Genomic DNA, 12,746 nt, shown 5'->3' with positions numbered 1-12,746 from the left:
CCCGCTGCCGGGGGCTCACGCGCTCAAGCCAGGCTCTGCGGCGCGTCCGTTCTTCGGCGTGGTGCCGGCACTGGTGGACAACCTGGGCAACATCGTCGAAGGCGAGGCCGAGGGCAACCTGGTGATTCTCGATTCGTGGCCAGGCCAGGCGCGTACGCTGTTTGGCGATCATGACCGCTTCGTCGACACTTACTTCAAGACCTTCCGTGGCATGTACTTCACCGGTGACGGCGCCCGTCGCGATGCCGATGGTTACTACTGGATCACCGGTCGCGTGGACGACGTGCTCAACGTGTCCGGCCACCGCATGGGCACCGCCGAGATCGAAAGCGCGATGGTCGCGCACCCGAAAGTCGCCGAAGCGGCGGTGGTCGGTGTGCCGCACGACATCAAGGGGCAGGGCATTTATGTGTATGTCACCCTTAAAAACGGTGAAGAGCCGAACGAGCAGCTGCGCCTGGAGCTGAAAAACTGGGTGCGCAAGGAGATCGGCCCGATTGCTTCGCCGGATGTCATCCAGTGGGCGCCGGGGCTGCCGAAGACTCGCTCGGGCAAGATCATGCGGCGGATTCTGCGCAAGATTGCGACGGCTGAATATGATGGGTTGGGTGATATCTCCACCCTGGCTGATCCGAGTGTGGTGCAGCATTTGATTGATACGCACAAGACCATGAATGTCGCGTAAGCGGCGGATCTGAGTCATCAAAAGCCCCGTCAGGTGTTGAGCCTGGCGGGGTTTTTGTTTTTGATCTTCAACCAATAATTATCGGCTTCCTCTGTCGGCATTTTCCTACTGTTACCTGCATTCTTTCAGGTTACTCAATGTGTAACCGCATCGCTTCAATACGGGGCATTGGGAAACGCCGGGGCTCAAATCCGGGCCTGAAATGCCCCTCAAAAAATAAGCCATTACACTGCGCTTGCCGGATTAGAAGGGTTTGCCAATAATAGGCCCGCAATTTGCAATACAGATCGGTTCAATGTCTTTTGCTTCTGCATGATTTTGCAGGGCTGTCAACGCGCTAAAACGGCTTTCTCGGTGCTTCTGTAATTAGTTGTCGCATTGAAGAAATATCGGCCTCGGGCCTGTCGTTAGAATGCCGATCACTCGCTCGTCGTTGCCCGTGTTGAATTTAAACACTGGCTTCCCAGGACGCAGCACTGCTTTCTGGTTCCACTCACTCGCATATTGGGCTGTTGCTCACTCTGCCGTTTTAGCCCTTTACCGATGGAGTCCCAAGATGAAGAAACTCGTGCTGCTTGGCGCCCTGGCACTGTCCGTGCTGTCTCTGCCAACCTTCGCCGATGAAAAACCTCTGAAAATCGGTATCGAGGCGGCTTACCCTCCGTTCGCGTCGAAAGCGCCGGACGGCAGCATCGTTGGTTTCGACTACGACATCGGCAACGCTTTGTGCGAAGAGATGAAGACCAAGTGCGTTTGGGTCGAGCAAGAGTTCGACGGTCTGATCCCTGCGCTCAAGGTGCGCAAGATCGACGCCATCCTGTCGTCCATGTCGATCACTGAAGATCGCAAGAAGTCTGTGGACTTCACCAACAAGTACTACAACACCCCGGCTCGCCTGGTCATGAAGGCCGGCACTCAGGTCAGCGAAGGCCTGACCGAGCTCAAGGGCAAGAACATCGGCGTGCAGCGTGGTTCGATCCACGAGCGTTTCGCCCGCGAAGTCCTGGCCCCGCTGGGTGCCGAGATCAAGCCTTACGGTTCGCAGAACGAAATTTACCTCGACGTGGCCGCCGGCCGCCTCGACGGCACCGTGGCAGACGCTACGCTGCTGGATGACGGTTTCCTGAAAACCGACGCCGGTAAAGGTTTCGCCTTCGTTGGCCCTGCGTTCACCGACGTCAAATACTTCGGCGACGGTGTAGGTATCGCTGTGCGCAAGGGCGACAAGGCTGAGCTGGACAAGCTCAACGCAGCCATCGCGGCCATTCGCGAGAACGGCAAGTACAAGCAAATCCAGGACAAATACTTCGCCTTCGATATCTACGGCAAGTAACACGTCTCTGCGACAAGTCCGAAATGGCGCAAGCAACAGGATCTCTGAGGTTTGCGCCATTTTTTCATCCCAACTTTCGAGGACCTGAATCATGTTGAAAGGCTACGGGGCTGTCATCCTCGATGGCGCTTGGCTGACGCTTCAGCTCGCCTTGTCGTCCATGGCCATGGCCATCGTTCTGGGCCTGATCGGCGTGGCACTGCGTCTGTCGCCGGTGCGCTGGCTGGCCTGGCTGGGCGACCTGTATTCCACGGTGATCCGCGGTATTCCCGACCTGGTGCTGATCCTGCTGATTTTCTATGGCGGTCAGGACCTGCTCAACCGCGTCGCACCGCTACTCGGCTTTGACGAGTACATCGACCTGAACCCGTTGGCCGCCGGTATCGGCACCCTGGGCTTCATCTTCGGTGCGTACCTGTCGGAAACCTTCCGTGGGGCCTTCATGGCGATCCCCAAAGGTCAGGCCGAAGCCGGCATGGCCTACGGCATGAGCAGTTTCCAGGTGTTCTTCCGGGTGTTGGTGCCGCAGATGATTCGCCTGGCGATTCCCGGTTTCACCAACAACTGGCTGGTATTGACCAAGGCCACCGCGCTGATTTCGGTGGTGGGTCTGCAAGACATGATGTTCAAGGCCAAACAGGCGGCCGATGCCACCCGCGAGCCTTTCACCTTCTTCCTCGCAGTGGCGGCGATGTACCTGGTGATCACCAGTGTGTCGTTGCTGGCATTGCGTCACCTTGAGAAGCGCTACTCGGTAGGCGTAAGGGCGGCTGATCTATGATCTTCGACTACAACGTCATTTGGGAGGCCTTGCCGCTGTACCTCGGCGGCCTGGTGACCACCCTCAAATTGCTCGCGCTGTCGCTGTTCTTCGGCCTGCTGTGCGCCTTGCCGCTGGGCCTGATGCGCGTCTCGAAAAACGCGGTCGTCAACATGTCGGCCTGGCTCTTCACCTACGTGATCCGCGGCACGCCGATGCTGGTGCAGCTGTTCTTGATCTACTACGGTCTGGCGCAGTTCGAAGCCGTACGTGAAAGCTTCCTCTGGCCGTGGCTGTCCAGCGCAACGTTCTGTGCGTGCCTGGCCTTCGCGATCAACACCAGCGCCTACACCGCCGAAATCATCGCCGGCAGCCTGCGCGCCACGCCGAACGGCGAGATCGAAGCGGCCAAGGCCATGGGCATGTCGCGGGTCAAGATGTACAAGCGCATCCTGCTGCCGTCGGCCCTGCGCCGCGCGCTGCCGCAGTACAGCAACGAAGTGATCATGATGCTGCAGACCACCAGTCTGGCGTCCATCGTGACCCTGATCGACATCACCGGTGCCGCGCGCACGGTCAACGCCCAGTTCTACCTGCCGTTCGAGGCGTACATCACCGCCGGCGTGTTCTACCTGTGCCTGACCTTCATCCTGGTGAAGCTGTTCAAGATGGCCGAGCGCCGCTGGCTGGGCTACCTGGCCCCGCGCAAGCACTGAATACCACTGACTGACTGTTTTTGTGAGAACCGACAGCATGTACAAACTTGAAGTCCAAGACCTGCATAAACGCTATGGCAGTCACGAAGTGCTCAAGGGCGTGTCCCTGAAGGCGGCAGCCGGCGATGTGATCAGCATCATCGGCTCCAGTGGCTCCGGCAAAAGTACTTTCCTGCGCTGCATCAACCTGCTGGAGCAGCCGCACGCGGGCAAGATCCTGCTCAACAACGAAGAGCTGAAGCTGGTGGCGAACAAGGACGGCGCGCTGAAGGCTGCCGACCCGAAACAGCTGCAACGCATGCGTTCGCGCCTGTCGATGGTGTTCCAGCATTTCAACCTGTGGTCGCACATGACCGCGCTGGAAAACATCATGGAAGCGCCGGTGCATGTACTGGGCATGTCCAAGGCTGAAGCACGCGAGAAAGCCGAGCACTACCTGAACAAGGTAGGCGTTGCTCATCGCAAGGATGCTTATCCTGGCCACATGTCCGGCGGCGAGCAGCAGCGCGTGGCGATTGCCCGTGCGCTGGCGATGGAGCCGGAAGTGATGCTGTTCGACGAACCGACCTCGGCCCTCGACCCGGAGCTGGTTGGCGACGTGTTGAAAGTCATGCAGGCCCTGGCCCAGGAAGGCCGGACCATGGTCGTGGTGACCCACGAAATGGGCTTCGCCCGTGAAGTGTCGAACCAGTTGGTGTTCCTGCACAAAGGTGTGGTCGAAGAAAGCGGCAACCCGCGCGAAGTGCTGGTGAACCCGCAGTCCGAGCGTTTGCAGCAATTCCTGTCCGGCAGCTTGAAATAATCAGGACTGCCGTTGTGCACAGGGATAGTGCATGCTTCGCAATTTGGTGGCTGGCCCCGCTCCCTTGTGGGGGCTGGCTTGTCGCCCCCCTGTAGGAGCTGTCGAGTGACGCGAGGCTGCGATCTTTTGATTTGAAAAATCAAGATCAAAAGATCGTCCGATCGCGGCCCGAGCCTTCGGCAGCTCCTACAGGGGGGCTCCGACAAGCCAGATCCCACATTTAGATCTGTGCTGGTTCTGAGATTTGCGTTCGTTTACGGGCTAGCATTGGCCCATGCCTTCATCACTGTTCTTCGCTTCGGATCGCTCGCCCATGACTGCCCATCGAATTGGTTTCCTGATTTGGCCCAGCACTAAAGCACTGACGCTTGCGCTGGCTGAGGAGGCCTTGCGTGTTGCCCAGCGTGTGCATCCGGACGTGGTTTACGAACTGTCATTCCTGCAGGCCGAACCGCGGACCGAAGGCGAATGGCAGTTGCCGGGTGAAGCGTGGACCGGCAAGCTCGAAAATTTCCAGAAGCTGTTCCTGCTCGCCGACGAGCCACCGACCGCACTGGCGCCGGCGCTCAGCAGTGCGCTTAAACAACTGGTGCGTGCCGGTTGCGTGATCGGCGGTCTGTCGGCCGGTGTTTATCCGCTGGCGCAATTAGGCTTGCTCGACGGTTATCGCGCGGCCGTGCATTGGCGCTGGCAGGACGATTTCGCCGAGCGTTTTCCGAAGGTCATCGCCACCAGTCACCTGTTCGACTGGGATCGGGATCGCCTGACGGCGTGCGGCGGCCTGTCGGTACTCGACTTGTTGCTGGCCGTGTTGGCTCGCGACCATGGTGCGGAACTGGCCGGTGCGGTCTCCGAGGAACTGGTAGTCGAGCGTATTCGCGAAGGTGGTGAACGCCAGCGCATTCCGCTGCAAAACCGCCTCGGTTCCAGCCATCCGAAGCTCACACAAGCCGTGTTGCTCATGGAAGCCAACATCGAAGAGCCGCTGACCACCGACGAAATCGCCCAGCACGTGTGCGTGTCCCGCAGGCAACTGGAGCGCATCTTCAAGCAATACCTCAACCGTGTGCCGAGCCAGTACTACCTGGAACTGCGCCTGAACAAGGCCCGGCAGATGTTGATGCAAACCAGCAAGTCGATCATCCAGATCGGCCTGTCCTGTGGCTTCTCCTCGGGGCCGCATTTCTCCAGCGCCTATCGCAACTTCTTCGGCGCCACGCCGCGGGAAGATCGCAACCAGCGGCGCAGCAGCAGCCCGTTCGAATTGTCGTCAGTGCCGGCCGAACGTAGCTAGTTGGCTCCAGCAGGAGCAGCCTTTTCAAACCAGTGCCAACTGATCAGGCGCAATCCCCTGTGGGAGCAGCCGGTTTCCCGCAGAACTGCCTATAAGCGCTCGCGACAGTTTAAACTGCGCCTTTGCGACCCTATATGTCGCATTGCCGTAAACCCGGGAAAATCCGGGGTTTGCGCTATAAGAAGTTGTCGCTTGGCGGCAAGGCCGGGCTGAAAACTGTCCTTACAATCCCCCCATCGCTCGCCAGTTTCAGGCGAGTGTTTTCTCTTCAGGAGACTCCGATGTCCGTTGAGCACGCTGCGGTACAACGCGCCGATTTCGATCAGGTTATGGTTCCCAACTACGCGCCTGCCGCATTCATTCCTGTGCGTGGCGCCGGTTCCCGCGTTTGGGACCAGTCCGGTCGCGAGCTGATCGACTTCGCCGGCGGGATTGCCGTTAACGTATTGGGCCACGCGCATCCGGCGCTGGTCGGTGCCTTGACCGAGCAGGCGAACAAGCTGTGGCACGTGTCCAACGTGTTCACCAATGAGCCGGCCCTGCGCCTGGCCCATAAGCTGGTCGATGCCACCTTTGCCGACCGCGCCTTCTTCTGCAACTCCGGCGCCGAAGCCAACGAGGCCGCTTTCAAGCTGGCCCGTCGCGTCGGCTTCGACCGCTTTGGCAGCGAGAAGTACGAAATCATCGCCGCGCTCAACAGTTTCCACGGCCGCACCCTGTTCACCGTGAACGTCGGTGGCCAGTCGAAGTACTCCGACGGTTTTGGTCCGAAAATCACCGGTATCACCCACGTGCCGTACAACGATCTGGCTGCGTTGAAAGCTGCCATTTCCGACAAGACTTGCGCCGTGGTGCTGGAGCCGATTCAGGGCGAAAGCGGTGTGATCCCGGCTGAACTGGAATACCTGCAAGGTGCCCGCGAACTCTGCACCGCGCACAACGCGCTGCTGATTTTCGACGAAGTGCAAACCGGCATGGGCCGTACCGGCCATCTGTTCGCCTACCAGCATTACGGCGTGATCCCGGACATCCTGACCAGCGCCAAGAGCCTGGGCGGTGGTTTCCCGATCGCGGCGATGCTGACCACCGACGACCTGGCCAAGCACCTGGTCGTCGGCACCCACGGCACCACTTACGGCGGCAACCCGCTGGCGTGTGCGGTCGCTGAAGCCGTGATCGACGTGATCAACACCCCTGAAGTACTGGCCGGCGTCAACGCCAAACACGACAAGTTCAAGGCGCGCCTTGAGCAGATCGGCGAGAAATACGGGCTGTTCACCAAGGTCCGCGGCATGGGCCTGTTGATCGGTTGCGTGCTGAGCGATGCCTGGAAAGGCAAGGCCAAGGACATCTTCAACGCCGCTGAGCAAGAAGGCCTGATGGTTCTGCAAGCCGGCCCGGACGTGGTGCGTTTCGCCCCAAGCCTGGTGGTGGAAGACGCCGATATCGATGCCGGTCTGGACCGTTTCGAACGCGCTGCGGCAAAACTGACACAAGCCTGATAGACCCTTCGACGCCTGAGTTTTCGGGCGTCGAACCCAATTTTATATGCCGGGCCCGCTTTACTGTAGGAGCGAGCTTGCTCGCGATGGTGGATCAGCAACATTGATGTCGACTGACACACCATCGCGAGCAAGCTCGCTCCTACAAGGTCCTCAAAGGCCGGGCCTGCTTATTTTCCTCAAAGAGTTTTAGAAAAAGGAGTGACACCATGCTGGTGATGCGCCCCGCGCAAATGGCTGATCTGGGCGAGGTACAGCGTCTGGCTGCGGACAGCCCGATTGGTGTCACTTCCTTGCCGGATGACGTTGAACGCCTGAGCGACAAGATCGCGGCAAGCGAAGCCTCGTTCGCCGCCGAAGTGAGCTTCAATGGTGAGGAAAGCTATTTCTTCGTCCTTGAGGACTCCACTACCGGCAAGCTGGTCGGCTGTTCGGCAATCGTTGCTTCCGCCGGTTATTCCGAGCCGTTCTACAGCTTCCGCAACGAAACCTTCGTGCACGCTTCGCGCGAGCTGAAGATTCACAACAAGATCCACGTGCTCTCGCAGTGCCACGACCTGACCGGCAACAGTTTGCTGACCAGCTTCTACGTGCAGCGCGATCTGGTGGGTTCGCCGTGGTCGGAGCTCAACTCCCGTGGCCGTTTGCTGTTCGTGGCCAGCCATCCGGAGCGTTTTGCCGATTCCGTGGTGACCGAGATCGTCGGTTACAGCGATGAAAACGGCGACTCGCCATTCTGGGATGCCATCGGGCGCAACTTTTTCGACCTCAACTACGCTGAAGCCGAGCGTCTGTGCGGCCTGAAGAGCCGGACGTTCCTCGCCGAACTGATGCCGCATTACCCGATCTACGTGCCCCTGCTGCCGGACTCCGCTCAAGAAGCCATGGGCCAGGTACACCCGCGGGCGCAGATCACCTTCGACATCCTGATGCGCGAAGGCTTCGAAACCGATCACTACATCGATATCTTCGACGGCGGCCCGACGCTGCATGCCCGTGTCTCGGGGATACGTTCGATCGCCCAGAGCCGTGTGGTGCCAGTGAAGATCGGCGAGCCGGTCAAAGGCGTCGGTCGCCAGTATCTGGTTGCCAATGCCCAGTTGCAGGACTACCGCGCGGTCATGCTCGAGCTTGACTACGCACCGGGTAAACCGGTGACCCTGGACCTGGAAGCAGCCGAAGCCCTGGGCGTCGGCGAGGGTGCCAGCGTGCGCCTGGTGGCGGTTTAACGTCGCAATTGATGCCTAGAAAGCAGCGAAGTTTCACGGGTGGCGCAAGCGGCCCGTTTGAGGAGATAGCATGATCGTTCGTCCCGTACGCAGCAGCGATTTACCCGCTCTGATCGACCTGGCCCGCAGCACCGGCACCGGCCTGACCACCTTGCCGGCCAACGAAGAGCGGCTGGCCCATCGGGTCGGCTGGGCCGAGAAGACCTTTCGCGGCGAAGCCGGGCGGGGCGACGCGGACTACCTGTTCGTGCTCGAAGACGACGACGCTCGCGTGGTGGGCATTTCCGCCATTGCCGGCGCCGTTGGCTTGCGTGAGCCTTGGTACAACTTCCGGGTCGGTCTGACGGTCAGCGCTTCGCAAGAGCTGAACATCTATCGTGAAATCCCGACGCTGTTCCTGGCCAACGACCTGACCGGCAACTCCGAGCTGTGCTCGCTGTTCCTGCACGCCGATTACCGCAGTGGCCTCAACGGTCGCATGCTGTCCAAGGCGCGGATGCTGTTCATCGCCGAGTTCCCGCAACTGTTCGGCAACAAGATCATCGCCGAAATGCGCGGTGTTTCCGACGAAGCCGGGCGTTCGCCGTTCTGGGAAAGCCTGGGCCGGCACTTCTTCAAGATGGAGTTCAGCCAGGCTGACTACCTGACCGGCGTGGGCAACAAGGCGTTCATCGCCGAACTGATGCCGAAATTCCCGCTGTACACCTGCTTCCTGTCGCCGGATGCGCGCAACGTCATCGGTCAGGTGCACCCGGACACCGAGCCGGCGCTGGCCATGCTCAAGAGCGAAGGTTTCAGCTACCAGGGCTACGTCGACATTTTCGACGCCGGCCCGGCCATCGAGTGCGAAACCGCCAAGATCCGCGCCGTGCGTGACAGCCAGGCGCTGGTGCTGGCCGTTGGCACGCCGGGTGACGACGCCACGCCATTCATCATTCACAACCGCAAGCGCGAGGACTGCCGGATCACTGCTGCGCCAGCACGTCTGGCCGCCGGCACCCTGGTGGTCGATCCGCAGACCGCCAAACGTCTTCAACTCAACGCTGGCGATCAAGTGCGCGCCGTGGCGTTGTCCGCAGCTCGGGAGTCGAAATAATGAATTCGCTTTACATCGCAGGTGAATGGCTGGCAGGTGGGGGCGAAGCCTTCGAGTCGCTGAACCCGGTGACCCAGCAGGTGCTGTGGTCCGGCACCGGTGCCACCGCCGCTCAGGTCGAGTCGGCTGTGCAAGCGGCGCGTCAGGCGTTCCCGGGCTGGGCGCGGCGTACCCTGGAAGAACGTATTTCGGTACTGGAAGCCTTTGCTGCTGCCCTGAAGACTCACGCGGACGAACTGGCTCATACCATCGGTGAAGAAACCGGCAAACCCCTGTGGGAAGCGGCGACTGAAGTCACCAGCATGGTCAACAAGATCGCCATCTCGGTGCAGAGCTACCGCGAACGTACCGGCGAGAAGAGCGGCCCGCTGGGCGACGCCACCGCTGTGCTGCGTCACAAACCACACGGTGTGGTGGCAGTGTTCGGTCCTTACAACTTCCCGGGTCACCTGCCGAACGGCCACATCGTGCCGGCACTGCTGGCCGGTAACAGCGTGCTGTTCAAGCCAAGCGAACTGACACCGAAAGTCGCCGAGTTGACGGTCAAGTGCTGGATCGAGGCCGGTCTGCCGGCCGGCGTATTGAATTTGCTGCAAGGCGCTCGCGAAACCGGTATCGCCCTGGCGGCGAACCCGGGCATCGACGGCCTGTTCTTCACCGGCTCCAGCCGCACCGGCAATCACCTGCACCAGCAATTCGCCGGTCGTCCGGACAAGATCCTGGCGCTGGAAATGGGCGGTAACAACCCGCTGGTGGTCGATCAGGTCGCGGACCTTGATGCCGCGGTGTACACCATTATTCAGTCGGCGTTCATCTCCGCCGGCCAGCGCTGCACCTGCGCCCGGCGCTTGCTGGTGCCACAAGGTGCCTGGGGCGACTCGCTGCTGGCGCGCCTGGTGGCGGTCAGCGCGACCCTCGCAGTCGGTGCCTTCGATCAGCAACCGGCGCCGTTCATGGGCTCGGTGGTTTCCCTCGGCGCTGCGAAAGCGTTGATGGATGCGCAAGAACATCTGCTGGCCAACGGCGCCGTGGCGCTGCTGGAAATGACGCAGCCTCAGGCCCGGTCGGCCTTGCTGACCCCGGGCATTCTGGATGTGACCGCTGTCGCCGATCGACCTGACGAAGAGCTGTTCGGCCCGTTGCTGCAAGTGATCCGCTACGCTGATTTTGAAGCGGCGATCGTTGAAGCCAACGACACCGCCTACGGTCTGGCCGCTGGTCTGCTGTCGGACTCCGAAGCGCGTTACCAGCAATTCTGGCTGGAAAGCCGTGCCGGTATCGTCAACTGGAACAAACAACTGACCGGTGCCGCGAGCAGTGCACCGTTCGGCGGCGTCGGCGCCTCGGGCAACCATCGCGCCAGTGCCTATTACGCGGCGGATTACTGCGCGTACCCGGTGGCCTCGCTGGAAACGCCGAGCCTGGTGATGCCTGCCGCTCTCACGCCTGGCGTGAAAATGGCGTGATGCCCATTCGCAGGCAAGCCCGCTCCTACAGGTTCGGTGGTGGATACACATTTGGTGTACGACACAAACCCTGTAGGAGCGGGCTTGCCCGCGAAGGCTGCGACTCGGTCTTACTCAATTGTTACTAGAAGCCTATAACAACAGATTCTCGTGGAGCCTCGCTGATGAAATCCTATGAAGTCAATTTTGACGGTCTAGTGGGGCCGACCCATAACTACGGCGGCCTGTCCTACGGCAACGTCGCGTCCCAGAGCAACAGCCAGCAGTCTTCCAACCCCAAGGAAGCGGCGCTGCAAGGCCTGGCAAAAATGAAAGCGCTGATGGAAATGGGTTTCCAGCAGGGCGTACTGGCACCGCAAGAGCGCCCGGATGTGGCCGCACTGCGTCGCCTGGGTTTTGGCGGCACCGATGCTGAAGTGATCGAGCGCGCTGCCAAAGACGCGATGCCGCTGCTGGTGGCCAGTTGCTCGGCCTCGAGCATGTGGGTGGCCAACGCCGCCACGGTCAGTCCGAGCGCCGACACTGCTGATGGCCGCGTGCATTTCACCGCCGCCAACCTCAACTGCAAATATCACCGCAGCATCGAACACCCGACCACCAGCCGCGTGCTGGGGGCGATGTTCGCTGACCAGAAACACTTTGCCCACCACGCTGCCTTGCCGGCCGTGGCGCAGTTCGGTGACGAAGGCGCGGCCAACCACACGCGTTTCTGCCGTGAATACGGCGAAGCCGGTGTCGAGTTCTTCGTGTTCGGCCGCAGCGCGTTCGACACCCGCTACCCGGCACCGCAGAAGTACCCGGCGCGCCAGACCCTCGAAGCATCCCAGGCCGTTGCCCGTTTGCACGGCTTGAGCGATGACGGCGTGGTCTATGCCCAGCAGAACCCGTCGGTGATCGATCAGGGTGTGTTCCACAACGACGTGATTGCGGTCGGTAACGGCGAAGTGCTGTTCTACCATGAGGACGCGTTCCTCGAGACCGAGCAGATGCTTGCGGAGTTGCAGAGCAAACTCGCCAAAGTCGGTGGGAAATTTCAGTCTGTCTGTGTTCCGCGTTCCGCGGTCAGCGTGGAAGACGCGGTTCGTTCCTACCTGTTCAATAGCCAACTGCTGTCGCGTCCTGACGGCTCCATGCTATTGATCGTGCCGGAAGAATGCCGTGGCAACGAGCGTGTCTGGCAATACTTGCAGGGTTTGACCAGCTCCGGCGGCCTGATCCGCGAAGTGAAAGTCTTCGATCTCAAGCAGAGCATGCAGAACGGCGGTGGCCCGGCTTGCCTGCGGTTGCGCGTCGCACTCAACGAAACCGAGCTGGCGGCCGTCAATCAAGGGGTTATCATGACGGCGCCGCTGTACGGCACACTGACCGAATGGGTCGAGAAGCACTACCGCGACCGCATGACCGAAAACGATCTGGCGGACCCGCAATTGTTGCTTGAGTGCCGGACGGCACTGGATGAACTGACGCAAATCCTTAAACTGGGCGCGGTTTATCCATTCCAGATCAATTGATCGACGGCGCGCCGCCTTCTACGGCAGCGCGCTGCTTCATCTCAAACGAGAGCGTAAAGATATGAGCGATACCCTGCAGCTGATCCTTGAAGACACCGACGGCACGCAACTGGAGACTTCCTGCACCCGCGTCGCGGTCATGTGGCAAGGCAAAGAGCTGTGGATCCAGCAGGACGGCCGCGGCCAGTTGCTGATCGGTGTGGACGTCGAAGAAGGCGATGCCGAGTACGCCAACCTGCTGCTGCGCCCTTTGGCGACTAATCTGGTAAGTCTGCAACTGGAGATGGAACCTGCCGACCTCACCGACGAGGAACATGTACACGGCCCGGATTGCAACCACGATCACTAAGGA

The 12,746-nt window shown here is 60.5% G+C and carries 12 protein-coding genes; all 12 read left to right on the top strand.

The features are described 5' to 3' along the window. On the top strand, positions 1-685 hold a 685-nt coding region (locus AC1D19_RS24880; protein WP_477764838.1), incomplete at its 5' end, for an AMP-binding enzyme. Positions 686-1,241: 556 nt separating this feature from the next. Then, complete coding sequence (locus tag AC1D19_RS24875) at positions 1,242-2,018, top strand: ABC transporter substrate-binding protein (protein ID WP_477755901.1); 777 nt, start codon at positions 1,242-1,244, stop codon at positions 2,016-2,018. Between the two features lie 91 nt (positions 2,019-2,109). Next, the gene (locus AC1D19_RS24870; RefSeq protein ID WP_015096506.1) at positions 2,110-2,799 is read left to right on the top strand and encodes an ABC transporter permease; all 690 of its coding nucleotides are present in this window, start codon (positions 2,110-2,112) and stop codon (positions 2,797-2,799) included. Then, complete coding sequence (locus AC1D19_RS24865; protein WP_223446648.1) at positions 2,796-3,494, top strand: ABC transporter permease; 699 nt, start codon at positions 2,796-2,798, stop codon at positions 3,492-3,494. Before AC1D19_RS24870 ends, AC1D19_RS24865 begins: the two co-directional genes overlap by 4 nt. 37 nt (positions 3,495-3,531) lie before the next feature. Next, entirely contained in the window at positions 3,532-4,296 is a 765-nt protein-coding gene (locus AC1D19_RS24860) for an ABC transporter ATP-binding protein (protein ID WP_046042317.1), read from the top strand. Positions 4,297-4,609: 313 nt separating this feature from the next. Beyond that, positions 4,610-5,590 (top strand): transcriptional regulator ArgR, encoded by a 981-nt coding sequence (argR, locus tag AC1D19_RS24855; protein WP_477755903.1) that lies wholly within the window; start codon positions 4,610-4,612, stop codon positions 5,588-5,590. Positions 5,591-5,871: 281 nt separating this feature from the next. Continuing rightward, positions 5,872-7,092, top strand: a complete 1,221-nt coding sequence (locus AC1D19_RS24850) for an aspartate aminotransferase family protein (protein WP_150757856.1) — start codon at positions 5,872-5,874, stop codon at positions 7,090-7,092. A 209-nt stretch (positions 7,093-7,301) separates the two neighbouring features. Further along, a complete protein-coding gene (gene aruF, locus AC1D19_RS24845; RefSeq protein ID WP_110658821.1) occupies positions 7,302-8,321 on the top strand; it encodes an arginine/ornithine succinyltransferase subunit alpha in 1,020 nt (339 codons plus the stop codon). Between the two features lie 70 nt (positions 8,322-8,391). Continuing rightward, positions 8,392-9,417 carry an arginine N-succinyltransferase gene (gene astA / locus AC1D19_RS24840; RefSeq protein ID WP_477752854.1) on the top strand — a complete coding sequence of 342 codons (1,026 nt, stop codon included), beginning with the start codon at positions 8,392-8,394 and terminating at the stop codon, positions 9,415-9,417. After that, entirely contained in the window at positions 9,414-10,883 is a 1,470-nt protein-coding gene (gene astD, locus AC1D19_RS24835; protein WP_477764841.1) for a succinylglutamate-semialdehyde dehydrogenase, read from the top strand. The genes astA and astD overlap by 4 nt, the downstream gene beginning before the upstream one ends. A gap of 164 nt (positions 10,884-11,047) precedes the next feature. Continuing rightward, positions 11,048-12,394, top strand: a complete 1,347-nt coding sequence (astB, locus tag AC1D19_RS24830) for an N-succinylarginine dihydrolase (RefSeq protein WP_477752853.1) — start codon at positions 11,048-11,050, stop codon at positions 12,392-12,394. A 61-nt stretch (positions 12,395-12,455) separates the two neighbouring features. Continuing rightward, entirely contained in the window at positions 12,456-12,743 is a 288-nt protein-coding gene (locus AC1D19_RS24825; protein ID WP_108215213.1) for a topoisomerase II, read from the top strand. The last annotated feature ends 3 nt before the right edge of the window (positions 12,744-12,746 follow it).

Source organism: Pseudomonas sp. P1_C12, assembly GCF_056406435.1.
The sequence above is the reverse complement of the archived record's forward strand: the minus strand, read 5'-3'. Positions and strand labels throughout refer to the sequence as shown.

Bases quoted from the DNA above. Each gene is read 5' to 3' on its own strand.
- AC1D19_RS24875 (WP_477755901.1), top strand. From the start codon at position 1,242: ATGAAGAAACTCGTGCTGCTTGGCGCCCTGGCACTGTCCGTGCTGTCT.
- AC1D19_RS24870 (WP_015096506.1), top strand. From the start codon at position 2,110: ATGTTGAAAGGCTACGGGGCTGTCATCCTCGATGGCGCTTGGCTGACG.
- AC1D19_RS24865 (WP_223446648.1), top strand. From the start codon at position 2,796: ATGATCTTCGACTACAACGTCATTTGGGAGGCCTTGCCGCTGTACCTC.
- AC1D19_RS24860 (WP_046042317.1), top strand. From the start codon at position 3,532: ATGTACAAACTTGAAGTCCAAGACCTGCATAAACGCTATGGCAGTCAC.
- argR (WP_477755903.1), top strand. From the start codon at position 4,610: ATGACTGCCCATCGAATTGGTTTCCTGATTTGGCCCAGCACTAAAGCA.
- AC1D19_RS24850 (WP_150757856.1), top strand. From the start codon at position 5,872: ATGTCCGTTGAGCACGCTGCGGTACAACGCGCCGATTTCGATCAGGTT.
- aruF (WP_110658821.1), top strand. From the start codon at position 7,302: ATGCTGGTGATGCGCCCCGCGCAAATGGCTGATCTGGGCGAGGTACAG.
- astA (WP_477752854.1), top strand. From the start codon at position 8,392: ATGATCGTTCGTCCCGTACGCAGCAGCGATTTACCCGCTCTGATCGAC.
- astB (WP_477752853.1), top strand. From the start codon at position 11,048: ATGAAATCCTATGAAGTCAATTTTGACGGTCTAGTGGGGCCGACCCAT.
- AC1D19_RS24825 (WP_108215213.1), top strand. From the start codon at position 12,456: ATGAGCGATACCCTGCAGCTGATCCTTGAAGACACCGACGGCACGCAA.